Raw genomic sequence first — 16072 nt, 5'->3', positions numbered from 1 at the left:
CATTAGTATAAATATATATTGCCAAGTTAGGGAGTAGGAAAAAGTATGAGTGATATACATAAAAAAATTAAAAAGAAACAGTTTGCTCCGTTATATTTACTATATGGAACGGAAGCTTTTTTTATAAATGAAACGATAAAGCTTATTACGACAGAAGCACTTGAAGAAGAAGATCGAGAGTTTAATGTTGTGACATACGATTTAGAAGAAGCGTATTTAGAAGATGTGGTTGAGGATGCGCGTACGCTTCCTTTCTTCGGAGAACGGAAAGTACTGTTAATAAAATCACCGCTATTTTTGACTTCGCAAAAAGAAAAGTTAGAGCAAAATATAAAAATTTTAGAAGAATACATTGGTGAACCTTCTCCATTTTCTATTCTTGTTTTTGTTGCGCCTTACGAAAAACTTGATGAGCGAAAAAAAATTACAAAACTATTAAAGAAAACAGCAGATGTAGTAGAAGCAAATGCGATGCAAATACAGGATGTTCAGAAGTGGATTGTTGCTCGTGCAGATGAAGTGCATGTGCATATTGATAACGCGGCTGTTAGTTTGTTGCTAGAGCTTGTGGGAAGTAATGTAACAATGTTGGCGAAGGAAATGGACAAGTTAACGTTATACGTTGGTATGGGTGAAGAGATTACGACGAAACTTGTTGCAGAGCTTGTACCAAAATCCGTTGAGCAAAATGTATTCGCTTTGACAGAAAAAGTGGTGAAAAAAGATATTGCAGGTGCAATGCAAATTTTGGATGGATTATTTACGCAGCAGGAAGAGCCGATTAAATTGCTTGCGTTATTAGTGAGTCAATTCCGCTTGTTGTATCAAGTGAAAGAGCTACAGCAACGTGGTTATGGACAAAATCAAATTGCGTCTCATATTGGTGTACATCCGTATCGCGTGAAGTTGGCAATGAATCAAACGAAGTTTTTCTCTTTTGAAGAATTAAAAAAAGTGATTATAGAATTAGCGGAAGCTGATTATAGTATGAAGACGGGAAAGATGGATAAGAAACTTGTGCTCGAGTTTTTCTTAATGCGATTAAATCATATGTGATGACACAAAAAAGTTCATGTACTAAGTACATGAACTTTTTTGTATATAAAAAAACGATCCAAATGGATCGTTTTTTAAACGCCTTACGCGTTTACTTGTTTCGCTAAGCGAGATTTTTGACGAGCTGCAGCGTTTTGGTGGATAAGACCTTTACGAGCTGCTTTGTCAAGTTTTTTAGAAGCAGTTTTGAAAGCTTCTTTAGCATTTTCAAGATCGTTATTAGTAACTAAAGCTTCTACAGTTTTAACAGCAGAACGCATGTCAGACTTGATAGAAGCGTTATGTGCACGACGCTCTTCGCTAAGTTTAGCGCGTTTGATAGCAGATTTGATGTTTGCCATACTTTTCACCTCCCTGGTGCAATCGAATGACTCGATTCTTACATAGAACAAGTGATATTCTATCAAACGGTGAAGAGAATTGCAATAGTATATCCATGAAATTTCACGTAAAGGAAAGAATGACCTTATATAACTTTGGGAAATCTAACGATATTTACTATGAATTACGGAGGAGATACGATGAAAGAACCATTAGATTTAAGTAAATATAGCATTAGAACTGACCTTGCTGTAGAAGCCCATCAAATGTTGCAAGAAAGCCAAGAGGAACAAAAAGGGATACAGGGAGTTATTGTAAAAGAGAGAGAAGAAGAGGGGACTATAATTACAAAAGTAACAATTGATGAAGCTGCCTCTGAAGCGATGGGTAAAAAGCCTGGAAATTATTTAACGCTTGAAGTTCAAGGTATACGTCAGCAAGATACAGAACTTCAACAAAAAGTGGAGCGTATTTTTGCAAAAGAATTTTCTAATTTCTTAGAAGAGGTTGGCGTTACAAAAGAAGCAAGCTGTTTAATTGTAGGTCTTGGGAATTGGAATGTAACACCAGATGCTCTTGGACCGATAGTTGTAGAAAATGTATTAGTAACGAGACATTTGTTTCAATTACAGCCTGAAAGTGTAGAAGAAGGGTTTAGGCCTGTTAGTGCAATTCGGCCGGGGGTAATGGGAATTACAGGGATCGAAACGAGCGATGTTATTTATGGGATTATTGAGAAGACGAACCCGGACTTTGTAATTGCGATTGACGCATTAGCTGCCCGTTCTATTGAACGAGTAAATAGCACGATACAAATTTCTGATACTGGAATTCATCCCGGATCGGGGGTTGGGAATAAACGTAAAGAACTAAGTAAAGACACATTAGGTATCCCTGTAATCGCGATTGGTGTTCCGACTGTGGTCGATGCTGTTTCGATTACAAGTGATACGATTGATTTTATTTTGAAACATTTCGGCCGAGAGATGAAAGAAGGAAATAAACCTTCACGCTCTTTGTTACCAGCGGGATTTTCATTTGGAGAAAAGAAAAAATTAACGGAAGAAGATATGCCGGATGAAAAGAGCAGAAATATGTTTTTAGGTGCTGTTGGTACGTTGGAAGAAGAAGAAAAAAGAAGGCTGATTTATGAAGTGCTATCTCCTCTTGGTCATAATTTAATGGTAACCCCAAAAGAAGTAGATACTTTTATTGAGGATATGGCGAATGTAATAGCGAGTGGTTTAAATGCGGCGCTGCATCATCAAATTGATCAAGATAATACGGGAGCATATACACATTGAGGGGAACAGATGATTATCGTTTGAGTCGCTTTACGCTTTTGTGTATATGTAGTGTGGCTTTATGTTTACTTATGATGATAGCAGGAGTGGCACTTGCTAATCATGGTTTGAAAAGTATGAAAGGCTATCAGCAACTGTCATATGAACAAATAGCTCATATGACAGGGACAGAAAGTACAGGTGCTGAATCAGAAATTTTGGGTAGCTCGTTTTCGGCCTCAGAAAAACAACAACAGTTAGAACGTTTAAGAAGTTTTAATGTTGTAGAAGGAATTGGAATGGCAGTAGCAAGTGTAGCTTATGAAATGACGAAGTTCGGAACGGATATCGTTGTTGGGAAAATAAAAGGAATTTTTAGCTAAGAGTAACATGGGAGGCGGTTGTTTTACTGGTTTGTAAGACAGCCGTTTTAAAATTTGAAAAGGGTTTGTCTCTTATGGTTTATTCGCATAAGATATAGATAGAATGATTTGTATCGTAAGCAGCACGAGTTTTCATTGAATCTTTGTTGCTCTATTGATATAATCAGTGCTAGTGTATATTGGCGAGACTATTAGGAGTTGAGAACATAGATGAATAAAGAAGAAAGAGCAAAAAGACAGTCCAAAATTCGTAATTTCTCTATTATTGCTCATATTGACCACGGAAAATCAACGTTAGCAGACCGTATTTTAGAGAAAACAAACGCGTTAACACAACGTGAAATGAAAGCTCAGTTGCTTGACTCTATGGATTTAGAGCGTGAGCGTGGTATTACAATCAAATTAAACGCAGTACAATTAAACTATAAAGCAAAAGATGGTGAAGAGTATATTCTTCATTTAATTGATACACCAGGACACGTCGACTTTACGTACGAAGTATCTCGTAGTTTAGCGGCTTGTGAAGGCGCGATTCTTGTAGTAGATGCAGCGCAAGGTATTGAAGCGCAAACGTTAGCAAACGTATACTTAGCGCTTGATAATAATTTAGAAATTTTACCAGTTATTAATAAAATCGACTTACCGAGTGCGGATCCAGAACGTGTACGTCAAGAGGTAGAAGATGTAATTGGTTTAGATGCATCAGAAGCGGTACTTGCTTCTGCGAAAGCTGGAATTGGTATTGAAGAAATTTTAGAACAAATTGTTGAAAAAGTACCAGCTCCGTCGGGTGATTCAGAAGAGCCATTACAATGTATGATTTTCGACTCTTTATATGATCCGTACCGCGGTGTAATTGCTTATATCCGTGTTGTAAATGGAACAGTAAAAGTTGGCGATAAAGTACGTATGATGGCAACGGGTAAAGAATTTGAAGTAACAGAAGTAGGTGTATTTACACCGAAAACTACGCAACGTGACGAGTTAACAGTAGGTGATGTAGGTTTCTTAGCAGCATCGATTAAAAATGTTGGTGACACACGTGTTGGTGATACGATTACACATGCGAAACGTCCAGCTGCAGAGCCGTTAGCAGGTTACCGTAAGTTAAACCCGATGGTATTCTGTGGTCTGTATCCAATTGACTCTGCTCGTTATAACGATTTACGTGATGCATTAGAAAAATTAGAGTTAAACGATTCTGCTCTTGAGTTTGAACCAGAAACATCTCAAGCGCTAGGATTTGGTTTCCGTTGTGGTTTCTTAGGGCTTCTTCACATGGAAATCATTCAAGAACGTATTGAACGTGAATTTAAGATTGACTTAATTACAACAGCGCCAAGCGTTATTTATAAAGTTTATTTAACTAACGGTGAAGATGTTATTGTTGATAACCCATCTAATATGCCAGATCCACAGTCTATCGATCGTGTAGAAGAGCCGTTTGTGAAGGCTTCAATTATGGTTCCGAATGACTATGTTGGAGCTGTAATGGAGATTTGCCAAGGTAAACGTGGAACGTTTATTGATATGCAATATTTAGATGAAACGCGTGTTACATTAACATATGAAATCCCGTTATCAGAAATCGTATATGACTTCTTCGATCAATTGAAATCAAATACGAAAGGGTATGCATCATTTGACTACGAGTTAATTGGCTATAAGCCATCTAAACTTGTGAAAATGGATATTCTTTTAAATAATGAACAAGTGGATGCTTTATCATTTATCGTACACCGTGATTCAGCGTATGACCGTGGTAAAGTAATCGTAGAGAAATTAAAAGAATTAATTCCGAGACAACAGTTCGAAGTGCCAATTCAGGCGACTATCGGAAATAAAGTTGTAGCACGTTCTACAATTAAAGCGATGCGTAAAAACGTACTTGCAAAATGTTACGGCGGTGACATTTCTCGTAAGCGTAAACTTCTTGATAAGCAAAAAGAAGGTAAAAAACGTATGAAGTCTGTTGGCTCTGTAGAAGTACCGCAAGAGGCATTCATGGCTGTACTGAAAATGGATGACAACTAATATTTGAAATAAAAAAGAAGTCGTTTGTGCGGCTTCTTTTTTCTGTATAATTACTTTTTAGACATCTGAGCAGCTCTCATTTACAATAATGAGAGAGCTTTTTAGTTCATATAGAGTTAGGAGATTGTTAATGTCCGAAAATATTCGAAAAGATATTCAAGATAAAATACAAAATGGTAATTTTAATTGTGAAAAGGAATTGACGCTTTCTATTATTAGTGGAAAGTGGAAAGTTGTGATACTGTGGCATCTTGGTGTGGAAGGGCCGCATCGTTTCAGTGAATTACAACGGTTATTCCCAAGCATTTCTCATAAAGTTTTGTCGAACCAATTAAAAGAGTTAATGGAAGATGGGATTGTTGATCGGACAGTATATCCCGAAATTCCTCCTCGCGTTGAGTATTATATGACGGAACTAGGCATGTCACTTTTACCGATCGTTGAAATGATGTATGATTGGGGAAAAATGCGAATGGAACAAATTCGTAATACGTTAGAGAAGTAGAGAACCCTCCGGAGTGCGGAGGTTTTCTTTTTAGAAAGGTAGGAGTTATATTTGGTACAAGCTGCATACATTCATATTCCGTTTTGTCAGCACATTTGTCACTATTGTGATTTTAATAAAGTGTTTATTGAACGCCAACCGGTTGATCAATATTTAGATTATTTAGAGAAGGAAATAATAAATACGGTTCAAAAAGTTCCATTTGATAGTATGAAAACGATTTTTGTGGGTGGGGGAACTCCGACAGCGTTAAATATGGAACAGACAAAAAAATTACTCGAGATTATTAATCGTCATTTGCGTCCGTTCGCCCCGAATTGTGAATTAACATTTGAAGCGAATCCAGGAGATCTACCGAAAGAGAAGCTAAATGTACTGCTAGAAGGTGGAGTAAATCGAATTAGTTTTGGTGTGCAAACGTTCCGTGATGAACTTCTTGAGAAGATCGGGCGCAAGCATACGAGGGAAGATGCATTCCTCGCGATTCGAGAGGCACAGGAAGTAGGCTTTAAAAATATTAATGTAGATATTATTTATGCTTTGCCAGGACAGACGATAGAAGATGTAAAAGAAACATTAGATATTGCTTTTACGCTTGGTGTACAACATTTCTCGGCATATTCATTAATTGTGGAGCCAAAAACAGTGTTTTATAACTTAATGAACAAAGGGAAATTACGTCTTCCGGGTGAAGACCATGAAGCGAAAATGTATGAAATAGTAATGGATGAAATGGAGAAACACGGTTATAACCAGTATGAAATTAGTAATTTCTCAAAAGGTGACAATAAAAGTAGACATAATCTCACATACTGGAATAATGAAGAGTATTATGGATTTGGAGCTGGAGCTCATAGTTATGTGAACGGAGAACGTATTCAAAATGTTGGTCCCCTGAAGCAATATTTTAATAAAATTGATGAAACAGGATTTCCGTATTTAGATGTTCACAAAGTGACGGAGAAAGAAAGAATGGAAGAAGAGCTGTTCTTAGGGCTTCGAAAAACAAAAGGTGTTTCTAAAACGGCGTTCCGCAATAAATTTAATGTAGAGATGGATCAAGTTTTCGCGAAGCAGTTACAAAGCAACCAAGAGCAGGGATTGCTTGAAGAGGAAGATGGACATGTGCGTTTAACGCGAAAAGGAAAATTATTAGGGAATGAAGTATTCCAATCATTTTTGATTGACTAATTAAATGTTCCATAGGCGTGAAAAAGTTTCATTATTTCGTGACGTTTCCGTTGACAATTGAATGTCAATTTTGGTAAGTTATTAATAGATTTAGCACTCAAAGACAAAGAGTGCTAACAGAGGTGATGATGAGATGCTTACGGAACGTCAGCTCTTAATTTTACAAACAATTATTGATGACTTTATTGGATCAGCGCAGCCCGTTGGGTCTAGAACGTTGGCTAAAAAAGATGAAATCACATTTAGTTCAGCTACTATTCGAAATGAAATGGCGGACTTAGAAGAATTAGGCTTTATTGAAAAAACGCACAGTTCTTCTGGACGTGTTCCTTCTGAGAAAGGCTACCGATTTTATGTAGACCATCTTTTAGCGCCGCAAAACTTACCGAACGCTGAAATTGTACAAATTAAAGATTTATTTGCTGAAAGAATTTTTGAAGCGGAAAAAATTGCACAGCAATCTGCTCAAATTTTATCAGAACTTACGAATTATACGGCAATTGTTCTTGGACCGAAGTTAAGTACAAATAAACTTAAAAATGTACAAATTGTGCCGCTTGATCGTCAAACTGCAGTCGCTATTATTGTAACCGATACAGGGCATGTACAAAGTAAAACGATTACCGTTCCGGAATCTGTTGATTTATCAGATTTAGAAAAAATGGTTAATATTTTAAATGAAAAGCTATCTGGCGTACCGATGGAAGAACTTCATAATAAAATCTTTAAGGAAATTGTTACAGTTTTACGTGGGTATGTTCATAATTACGATAGTGCAATAAAAATGTTGGATGGTACATTTCAAGTTCCGTTATCGGAAAAGATATACTTTGGAGGAAAAGCAAATATGCTTTCGCAGCCAGAGTTCCATGACATTCAAAAGGTTAGATCTTTACTTACCATGATTGATAATGAAGCCGAATTTTATGACATTTTGCGTCATAAACAAGTCGGGATTCAAGTGAAAATTGGTAGGGAAAACTCTTCGACGGCTATGGAGGATTGTAGTTTAATTTCTGCAACATATTCGATCGGCGAAGAGCAACTTGGAACAATTGCTATTTTAGGTCCTACGAGAATGCAATACTCTCGTGTAATTAGTTTGTTACAGTTATTTACGAGACAATTTACTGATGGGCTTAAAAAGTAAATGAGAGTAATACATTCGCTCAAGTGATGAAATTTTCATTGCTGTGTGTAATATATAATGCTTAGGTAATCATGCTATGCATGATACCTAATACCTTTTAAGGAGGTGAATATTGTGGAAGAGCGTAACGAACAAGTGGTAGAAGAAGTAAAAGAAGCGCAAGTTGAAGAAGCTGTCACGCCAGAAAACAGTGAAGAAACTGTAGAAGAAAAAAGTGAGGCTGCTCTTTTACAAGAAAAAGTAGATGAGTTACAAGCGAAACTAACGGAAACGGAAGGTCGCACATTACGTCTACAAGCTGATTTTGAAAATTATAAGCGCCGTGTCCAAATGGATAAACAGGCTGCTGAAAAATATAGAGCACAAAGTCTAGTTTCAGACATCTTGCCAGCTCTTGATAATTTTGAAAGAGCAATGCAAGTGGAAGCGACTGATGAGCAAACGAAATCCTTGTTACAAGGTATGGAAATGGTGCATCGTCAATTGTTAGAAGCGCTGACTAAAGAAGGTGTGGAAGTGATTGAAGCTGTTGGTAAACAGTTTGATCCTAATGAACACCAAGCTATTATGCAAGTGGAAGATAGTGAATTTGAATCAAACGCGGTTGTGGAAGAATTCCAAAAAGGTTATAAATTAAAAGACCGTGTGATTCGCCCATCAATGGTAAAAGTAAATCAATAATTTACATAAAACTAGGAGGATTCGCCATGAGTAAAATTATCGGTATTGACTTAGGTACAACAAACTCTTGTGTAGCTGTTATGGAAGGTGGAGAACCAAAGGTTATCCCAAATCCAGAAGGGAACCGTACAACACCTTCTGTTGTAGCTTTCAAAAATGAAGAGCGTCAAGTTGGGGAAGTTGCAAAGCGCCAAGCAATTACAAACCCAAATACAATTATGTCTGTTAAACGTCATATGGGTACAGACTACAAAGTAGAAGTTGAAGGTAAAGATTATACACCTCAAGAAATTTCTGCAATCATTTTACAAAACTTAAAAGCTTCTGCTGAAGCATACTTAGGTGAAACAGTAACGAAAGCTGTTATTACAGTACCTGCATACTTCAACGATGCAGAGCGTCAAGCAACGAAAGATGCTGGTCGTATCGCTGGTTTAGAAGTTGAGCGTATCATTAACGAGCCAACAGCAGCAGCACTTGCTTACGGTTTAGAAAAACAAGACGAAGAACAAAAAATCTTAGTATATGACTTAGGTGGCGGTACATTTGACGTATCTATCCTTGAGTTAGCAGACGGCACATTCGAAGTTATTTCAACTGCTGGTGACAACCGTCTTGGTGGCGATGACTTTGACCAAGTTATCATCGATCACTTAGTAGCTGAGTTCAAAAAAGAAAATAACATTGATTTAAGCCAAGATAAAATGGCGCTTCAACGCTTGAAAGATGCAGCTGAAAAAGCGAAAAAAGATCTTTCTGGTGTAACACAAACTCAAATTTCATTACCATTCATTAGTGCTGGAGCTGCTGGTCCATTACACTTAGAATTAACGTTAACAAGAGCGAAATTCGAAGAGCTTTCAGCAGGTCTTGTTGAAAGAACATTAGAGCCAACTCGTCGTGCATTAAAAGACGCTGGTTTTGCTCCAAGCGAATTAGATAAAGTTATTCTTGTTGGTGGATCTACTCGTATCCCAGCTGTACAAGAAGCTATTAAACGTGAAACTGGTAAAGAGCCATATAAAGGTGTAAACCCTGATGAAGTTGTAGCATTAGGTGCTGCAGTTCAAGGTGGCGTACTTACTGGTGATGTAGAAGGCGTTCTATTATTAGACGTAACTCCACTTTCTTTAGGTATTGAAACTATGGGTGGCGTGTTCACGAAATTAATCGAGCGTAACACTACAATTCCAACAAGTAAGTCACAAGTATTCTCGACAGCTGCTGATAATCAACCAGCAGTAGACATTCACGTATTACAAGGTGAGCGTCCGATGTCAGCTGACAACAAAACGTTAGGTCGTTTCCAATTAACTGACCTTCCACCAGCACCACGTGGTATTCCACAAATCGAAGTAACATTCGATATTGATGCGAACGGTATCGTTAACGTACGTGCGAAAGACTTAGGAACAAGCAAAGAGCAAGCTATTACAATCCAATCTTCTTCAGGTCTTTCTGATGAAGAAGTAGAACGTATGGTACAAGAAGCGGAAGCAAATGCTGACGCTGACCAAAAACGTAAGGAAGAAGTTGAACTTCGTAATGAAGCTGACCAACTTGTATTCCAAACAGACAAAGTTGTAAAAGATTTAGAAGGTAAAGTAGATGCAGCTGAAGTTGCAAAAGCAACAGAAGCGAAAGAAGCATTACAAGCTGCAATCGAGAAAAACGAGCTTGAAGAAATTCGTGCGAAAAAAGATGCTTTACAAGAAATTGTACAACAATTAACTGTTAAATTATACGAGCAAGCTCAAGCAGCTGCTGGTCAAGCAGAAGGTGCGCAAGGTGCACAAGACGCTGGCGCGAAGAAAGACAATGTAGTTGATGCTGAGTTTGAAGAAGTAAAAGAAGACAAGTAATTCAACTGTAAACATAATAAGTAAGATGACAAAAAGTCAAAGTCAAGCGTGCCTTGACTTTGGCTTTTTTCACGAATGAGAAGCGATGTGTGAGGATCTTAAGTTTTTCGCTTTGCATACTGTAAGTGAGGAAACTTTGTTGCAAAGCACTTTCTTTCGGTGTTAAAATTACGTTTATGTGAAAGATTCGGGGGTTGTAAATTTATGAGTAAACGAGACTATTATGAGGTCCTTGGACTTAGCAAGGGCGCTTCAACAGATGAAATAAAAAAAGCGTATCGTCGTTTGGCTAAAAAATACCATCCAGACGTAAGCAAAGAAGAAAATGCAATTGAAAAGTTTAAAGAAGTACAAGAAGCATACGAAGTGTTAAGTGATGATCAAAAGCGTGCGCAGTACGATCAATTTGGTCATGCTGGTGCAAATCAAGGATTCGGTGGATTTGGCGGCGGAGGAGACTTCGGCGGTGGCTTCGGTTTTGAAGATATATTTAGTTCTTTCTTTGGCGGTGGTGGCGGCAGACGTCGTGATCCAAATGCTCCGCGCCAAGGCGCTGACTTACAATATCAAGTCACTTTAGATTTTGAAGAAGCTATTTTTGGTAAGGAATTAAATGTGGAAATTCCAGTAGAAGATCCATGTGATACTTGTAAAGGTAGTGGAGCAAAACCAGGAACTTCAAAAGAAACATGTAAACATTGTTCAGGTTCTGGTCAAGTGAGTGTTGAACAAAACACACCGTTTGGTCGTATCGTAAACCGTCAAGCTTGTGGTCATTGTTCAGGAACTGGACAAATTATTAAAGAAAAATGTACGACATGTCACGGTTCAGGTAAAGTTCGTAAACGTAAAAAAATTAATGTTAAAATTCCAGCGGGTATTGATAATGGTCAACAAATTCGTGTGTCTGGAAAAGGTGAAGCCGGTGTAAATGGCGGACCAGCAGGAGACTTATATGTTGTTGTTCATGTAAGAAATCATGAATTCTTCGAGCGTGAAGGAGACCACATTATTTGCGAAATGCCATTAACATTTGCACAAATGGCACTTGGTGCTGAAGTGGAAGTCCCTACTGTTCATGGTAAAGTGAAGCTGAAAATCCCAGCAGGAACACAAACTGGAACAGAGTTCCGCTTAAAAGGAAAAGGTGCTCCGAACGTACGTGGATACGGTCAAGGAGATCAATATGTAGTCGTTCGTGTTGTTGTACCGACGAAATTGACTTCACAGCAAAAAGATTTATTACGTGAATTTGCAGGACAAGAAGAGCAGGATGATAGTTTATTCGGAAAGCTTAAACGTGCTTTCAAAGGGGAATAATGGAAATAAAAAATGGAGTTGGTAAATTGTGAAATGGTCAGAAATTAGTATTCATACAACAGAAGAAGCAGTAGAAGCTGTCTCTCATATTTTACATGAAGCTGGTGCTAGCGGAGTTGCGATTGAGGATCCAGCGGAGTTAACGAAAGAGCGCGAGCAACAATATGGTGAAATTTATGCATTGAATCCAGATGAATATCCGGCGGAAGGTGTATTAATAAAAGCATATTTCCCGCAAACCGATTCTTTACATGAAACGATTGCAGGTGTAAAATCATCTATTGATGTGCTTCCATCTTACGACATCGAAATTGGTACTGGAAATATTACCGTTAACGAAGTCAATGAAGAAGATTGGGCTACTGCTTGGAAAAAATATTACCATCCAGTACAAATTTCTGATACATTCACAATCGTACCGACTTGGGAAGAATATACACCATCTTCTCCTGATGAAAAAATCATTGAATTAGACCCGGGTATGGCGTTTGGTACAGGAACTCATCCAACAACAACGATGTGTATCCGTGCTTTAGAAAAAACAGTACAGCCAGGTGACGCTATTATTGATGTAGGAACAGGTTCTGGTGTACTTAGTATTGCAGCAGCAAAATTAGGTGCGTCTTCTGTTCAAGCGTATGATTTAGATCCGGTTGCGGTTGAAAGTGCAGAAATGAATGTACGTTTAAATAAAACAGATGATATCGTGTCTGTTGGACAAAATAGTCTTTTAGAAGGTATTGAAGGTCCTGTTGATTTAATCGTAGCTAACTTATTAGCAGAAATTATTCTATTATTCCCTGAAGATGCAGCAAGAGTTGTGAAGTCAGGTGGATTATTTATTACATCGGGCATTATTGCTGCGAAGGAAAAAGTAATTTCTGAGGCGCTAGAAAAAGCTGGATTTACAATTGAAGAAGTGTTACGAATGGAAGATTGGGTAGCAATTATTGCACGAAATGCGTAATATAGATTTTAGTCTATAATGAAAAGGGGAGTCTCTCACTATAAGGTGAGGGACTTGCCGTTTGTTATATGAAAAATGATAACGTTTCGTTTTTTTCGTAAGTGTTGACTTACGAAAGGAACGAAACTCTACTAAGGTGATTATATGCAACGTTATTTTGTAGAAGAGAAATATGTAAATGAGACAAGTATTCGCATTGTAGGTGATGACGTACATCATATCGCAAGAGTGATGCGTATGTCAGCTGGTGATCATATTTATTGCTGTGTAAATGGAAAAACAGCAGTATGTTCAATTGATGAAATTACCAGTGAATTTATTAATACGGCTATTGTAGAATGGGTAGAGGCGTCAAGTGAACTTCCTGTTTTCGTGACGATTGCAAGTGGACTGCCAAAAGGAGACAAGCTAGAGTTAATTTTTCAAAAAGGAACTGAGCTTGGGGCAGCTGCATTCTTACCATTTCAAGCATCTCGCTCTATCGTAAAATGGGATGCGAAAAAAGCTGATAAAAAAGTTGAGCGTTTAAGAAAAATTGTGAAAGAAGCTGCGGAACAATCACATAGAAGTGAAATTCCAGAAGTACATGCTCCAGCATCATTTAAGCAATTGCTTTCAATGAGTGGTGAGTATGATGCTTGTCTTGTTGCTTACGAAGAGGAAGCAAAACAAGGCGAGAAATCTAATTTTGCGAAAGCTTTAACGACAATGAAACCAGGTCAAAAGCTATTGATTGTATTTGGCCCAGAAGGCGGTTTAGCTGAGGAAGAGATTACAGCGCTTCGTGAACATAAATTTGTACCATGTAGTTTAGGACCAAGAATTTTAAGAACAGAAACGGCGCCGTTATACGCGTTAAGTGCTGCTTCGTATCATTTTGAATTGATGGGGTGATGATCAATGTCAACTGTTGCGTTCCATACGTTAGGTTGTAAAGTAAACCACTATGAAACAGAAGCCATTTGGCAATTGTTTAAACAAGGTGGTTATGAAAGAACAGAATATGAAAAGAAAGCTGATGTATATGTTATTAACACATGTACAGTAACGAATACTGGGGACAAAAAAAGCCGTCAAGTAATCAGACGTGCTGTGCGTCAAAATCCAGATGCAGTTATTTGTGTAACGGGATGTTATGCACAAACATCTCCAGCTGAAATTATGGCGATCCCGGGTGTGGATATTGTAGTTGGTACACAGGATCGTGAAAAGATGTTAGGTTACATCGAAGAATTCCGTAAAGAGCGTCAACCAATTAATGCTGTCCGCAATATTATGAAAACACGTGTGTACGAAGAACTTGATGTACCTTATTTCACGGATCGTACACGTGCGTCTTTAAAAATACAAGAGGGTTGCAATAACTTCTGTACATTCTGTATCATTCCTTGGGCGCGCGGTTTAATGCGTTCTCGTGATGGAAAAGAAGTTATTAAACAAGCGCAACAATTAGTGGATGCAGGCTATAAAGAAATCGTATTAACGGGTATTCATACAGGTGGATACGGCGAAGACATAAAAGATTATAACTTAGCTGGATTACTTCGTGATATGGAAGCGGAAGTAGGCGGATTAAAACGTCTTCGTATTTCTTCTATTGAAGCGAGTCAAATTTCAGATGAAGTAATTGAAGTGTTAGATAAATCTGAAGTAGTTGTACGCCACTTGCATATTCCGTTGCAATCTGGCTCTAATACTGTATTAAAACGTATGCGTCGTAAATATACGATGGAATTCTTCCAAGAGCGTTTAGATCGTTTGAAAGAAGCGTTACCAGGCCTTGCGATTACATCTGACGTAATCGTTGGTTTCCCAGGTGAAACAGAAGAAGAATTCATGGAAACATACAATTTCATTAAAGAGAACCGCTTCTCTGAGTTACATGTGTTCCCTTACTCAAAACGTACAGGAACACCTGCAGCGCGCATGGAAGATCAAGTTCCTGAAGATGTGAAGAACGATCGTGTTCATCGTTTAATTGAGCTATCTAATCAATTAGCGAAAGAGTACGCATCAGCGTTTGAAGGTGAAGTGCTTGAAATCATTCCGGAAGAGCAATTTAAAGAGGGCGACCGTGAAGGGTTATATGTAGGTTATACAGATAACTACTTGAAAATTGTATTTGAAGGATCAGAAGAATTAATTGGTAAGCTAGTGAAAGTGAAAATTACGAAAGCTGGTTATCCATATAACGAAGCGCAATTTGTTCGTGTTCTTGAAGATGATGTGAAAAAAGAATCAGCTAGCGCATAAAAAGAGCGTGCAACCGGAAACGGTTTGCATGCTTTCTTTATTTGAAGCGGTTAAGTAATAGAAGGTGGGGAGGCGTTTCATGCATCCCTGTATGAAAAAAGATGAAATGATAAAAATATAGTTGTCTTCATCAGTGAAGGATACTAGTTATTTGCATAACTTTTGAAAAGGAAATGCTTCTATTCTTCTTTTATTCTGCCAAATAGTTGACCTGAAGTGATAAAATGTATTATAATCGTAAAAGACATGCTGAAGAAGTGTTTCTTTTTGCATGCTGAAGTTAGTATGTAAGTGTGATGTTTCGGAGGGAGGGAAAGAGAATGTCAAAAACAGTCGTTCGTAAAAACGAGTCTTTGGAGGATGCACTTCGCCGTTTTAAAAGATCGGTTTCTAAAACTGGTACACTTGCTGAAGCAAGAAAGCGCGAGTTTTATGAAAAACCAAGTGTAAAACGTAAGAAGAAATCTGAAGCGGCAAGAAAGCGTAAATTCTAAGAGAGGGTGTAAGTTATGAGTCTTCTCGGTCGTTTAAACGATGATATGAAACAAGCGATGAAGAATAAACAAAAAGAAAAATTAACCGTTATTCGTATGGTTAAGGCTGCTTTACAAAATGAAGGTATTAAACTGCAACATACTCTTACTGAAGAAGAGGAAATAACAGTTTTAGCTCGTGAAGTAAAACAGTATAAGGACTCCCTCCTTGAATTTAAAAAAGCTGGTCGTGAAGACCTTGTTAATAAACTGCAAAGTGAAATTCAGATTTTAAGCGCATATTTGCCAGAGCAATTAACTGAAGAAGAACTAGTTGATGTAATCAAGCAAGTTATTTCTGAAGTTGGTGCGACTTCTAAAGCAGATATGGGTAAGGTGATGACTGCTGTTATGCCGAAAGTAAAAGGTAAAACAGACGGATCACTTGTGAATAAGCTGGTTATCCAGCTATTAGCATAAAAAAACGTCTCATTTCGTATGAGACGTTTTTTTATTGTTCTTATTAAGGAGAAACGCTATATTGCTTAAAAAGCGTTTCTGTAAGTGATAGAAACCCCTCTAGTTAAAGTTTC

The 16072-nt window shown here is 37.8% G+C and carries 16 protein-coding genes; 15 read left to right on the top strand and 1 reads right to left on the bottom strand.

Annotation, left to right across the window (positions count from 1 at the left end; genetic code table 11):
• Positions 1–45 precede the first annotated feature (45 nt).
• Entirely contained in the window at positions 46–1056 is a 1011-nt protein-coding gene (gene holA / locus ACTFN4_RS04060; RefSeq protein WP_242292323.1) for a DNA polymerase III subunit delta, read from the top strand.
• A gap of 83 nt (positions 1057–1139) precedes the next feature.
• Here holA and rpsT read toward each other — a convergent pair whose 3' ends face one another.
• Positions 1140–1397: a 30S ribosomal protein S20 gene (rpsT, locus tag ACTFN4_RS04055; protein WP_001274011.1), complete on the bottom strand. Its 258-nt coding sequence runs from the start codon at positions 1395–1397 to the stop codon at positions 1140–1142.
• Between the two features lie 180 nt (positions 1398–1577).
• On the opposite strand from rpsT, the gene gpr reads away from it, so the two are divergent.
• From gpr to ACTFN4_RS03985, 14 genes are all read left to right on the top strand, one after another.
• Positions 1578–2681: a GPR endopeptidase gene (gene gpr / locus ACTFN4_RS04050; protein WP_000662618.1), complete on the top strand. Its 1104-nt coding sequence runs from the start codon at positions 1578–1580 to the stop codon at positions 2679–2681.
• A complete protein-coding gene (locus ACTFN4_RS04045) occupies positions 2678–3043 on the top strand; it encodes a YqxA family protein (RefSeq protein ID WP_001215037.1) in 366 nt (121 codons plus the stop codon). Before gpr ends, ACTFN4_RS04045 begins: the two co-directional genes overlap by 4 nt.
• A 210-nt stretch (positions 3044–3253) precedes the next feature.
• Complete coding sequence (gene lepA, locus ACTFN4_RS04040; RefSeq protein ID WP_001030951.1) at positions 3254–5077, top strand: elongation factor 4; 1824 nt, start codon at positions 3254–3256, stop codon at positions 5075–5077.
• A gap of 130 nt (positions 5078–5207) precedes the next feature.
• The gene (locus ACTFN4_RS04035; protein WP_001293539.1) at positions 5208–5582 is read left to right on the top strand and encodes a winged helix-turn-helix transcriptional regulator; all 375 of its coding nucleotides are present in this window, start codon (positions 5208–5210) and stop codon (positions 5580–5582) included.
• A 51-nt stretch (positions 5583–5633) separates the two neighbouring features.
• Entirely contained in the window at positions 5634–6773 is a 1140-nt protein-coding gene (hemW, locus tag ACTFN4_RS04030; RefSeq protein ID WP_000249433.1) for a radical SAM family heme chaperone HemW, read from the top strand.
• A 133-nt stretch (positions 6774–6906) separates the two neighbouring features.
• Positions 6907–7923 (top strand): heat-inducible transcriptional repressor HrcA, encoded by a 1017-nt coding sequence (gene hrcA / locus ACTFN4_RS04025; protein WP_000954941.1) that lies wholly within the window; start codon positions 6907–6909, stop codon positions 7921–7923.
• A gap of 114 nt (positions 7924–8037) precedes the next feature.
• A complete protein-coding gene (gene grpE / locus ACTFN4_RS04020) occupies positions 8038–8604 on the top strand; it encodes a nucleotide exchange factor GrpE (RefSeq protein ID WP_000392711.1) in 567 nt (188 codons plus the stop codon).
• A 26-nt stretch (positions 8605–8630) separates the two neighbouring features.
• Positions 8631–10466, top strand: coding sequence for a chaperone protein DnaK (gene dnaK, locus ACTFN4_RS04015; protein WP_000034700.1), 1836 nt, complete (start codon positions 8631–8633; stop codon positions 10464–10466).
• A 204-nt stretch (positions 10467–10670) separates the two neighbouring features.
• Entirely contained in the window at positions 10671–11786 is a 1116-nt protein-coding gene (dnaJ, locus tag ACTFN4_RS04010; RefSeq protein WP_000043946.1) for a chaperone protein DnaJ, read from the top strand.
• Between the two features lie 28 nt (positions 11787–11814).
• Positions 11815–12753, top strand: coding sequence for a 50S ribosomal protein L11 methyltransferase (gene prmA, locus ACTFN4_RS04005; protein WP_000872097.1), 939 nt, complete (start codon positions 11815–11817; stop codon positions 12751–12753).
• A gap of 144 nt (positions 12754–12897) precedes the next feature.
• On the top strand, positions 12898–13647 hold the full coding sequence (locus tag ACTFN4_RS04000) for a 16S rRNA (uracil(1498)-N(3))-methyltransferase (protein WP_001190154.1): 750 nt from the start codon (positions 12898–12900) through the stop codon (positions 13645–13647).
• Between the two features lie 6 nt (positions 13648–13653).
• Positions 13654–15006 (top strand): tRNA (N(6)-L-threonylcarbamoyladenosine(37)-C(2))-methylthiotransferase MtaB, encoded by a 1353-nt coding sequence (mtaB, locus tag ACTFN4_RS03995; protein ID WP_000108680.1) that lies wholly within the window; start codon positions 13654–13656, stop codon positions 15004–15006.
• A 320-nt stretch (positions 15007–15326) separates the two neighbouring features.
• Entirely contained in the window at positions 15327–15500 is a 174-nt protein-coding gene (rpsU, locus tag ACTFN4_RS03990; RefSeq protein ID WP_000048061.1) for a 30S ribosomal protein S21, read from the top strand.
• A gap of 15 nt (positions 15501–15515) precedes the next feature.
• The gene (locus ACTFN4_RS03985; RefSeq protein WP_000054562.1) at positions 15516–15959 is read left to right on the top strand and encodes a GatB/YqeY domain-containing protein; all 444 of its coding nucleotides are present in this window, start codon (positions 15516–15518) and stop codon (positions 15957–15959) included.
• Positions 15960–16072: the final 113 nt, after the last annotated feature.

This window comes from Bacillus cereus group sp. MYBK95-2 (assembly GCF_051915225.1).
GTDB lineage: Bacteria > Bacillota > Bacilli > Bacillales > Bacillaceae_G > Bacillus_A > Bacillus_A cereus.
This window is presented reverse-complemented; position numbering and strand designations above follow the sequence as displayed.

What these genes read in the sequence shown, in the direction of transcription:
- rpsT (WP_001274011.1), bottom strand. Translation starts at nt 1,397, where the DNA reads ATGGCAAACATCAAATCTGCTATCAAACGCGCTAAACTTAGCGAAGAG.
- ACTFN4_RS03985 (WP_000054562.1), top strand. Translation starts at nt 15,516, where the DNA reads ATGAGTCTTCTCGGTCGTTTAAACGATGATATGAAACAAGCGATGAAG.
- ACTFN4_RS04035 (WP_001293539.1), top strand. Translation starts at nt 5,208, where the DNA reads ATGTCCGAAAATATTCGAAAAGATATTCAAGATAAAATACAAAATGGT.
- hrcA (WP_000954941.1), top strand. Translation starts at nt 6,907, where the DNA reads ATGCTTACGGAACGTCAGCTCTTAATTTTACAAACAATTATTGATGAC.
- dnaK (WP_000034700.1), top strand. Translation starts at nt 8,631, where the DNA reads ATGAGTAAAATTATCGGTATTGACTTAGGTACAACAAACTCTTGTGTA.
- ACTFN4_RS04000 (WP_001190154.1), top strand. Translation starts at nt 12,898, where the DNA reads ATGCAACGTTATTTTGTAGAAGAGAAATATGTAAATGAGACAAGTATT.
- gpr (WP_000662618.1), top strand. Translation starts at nt 1,578, where the DNA reads ATGAAAGAACCATTAGATTTAAGTAAATATAGCATTAGAACTGACCTT.
- mtaB (WP_000108680.1), top strand. Translation starts at nt 13,654, where the DNA reads ATGTCAACTGTTGCGTTCCATACGTTAGGTTGTAAAGTAAACCACTAT.
- rpsU (WP_000048061.1), top strand. Translation starts at nt 15,327, where the DNA reads ATGTCAAAAACAGTCGTTCGTAAAAACGAGTCTTTGGAGGATGCACTT.
- holA (WP_242292323.1), top strand. Translation starts at nt 46, where the DNA reads ATGAGTGATATACATAAAAAAATTAAAAAGAAACAGTTTGCTCCGTTA.
- dnaJ (WP_000043946.1), top strand. Translation starts at nt 10,671, where the DNA reads ATGAGTAAACGAGACTATTATGAGGTCCTTGGACTTAGCAAGGGCGCT.
- lepA (WP_001030951.1), top strand. Translation starts at nt 3,254, where the DNA reads ATGAATAAAGAAGAAAGAGCAAAAAGACAGTCCAAAATTCGTAATTTC.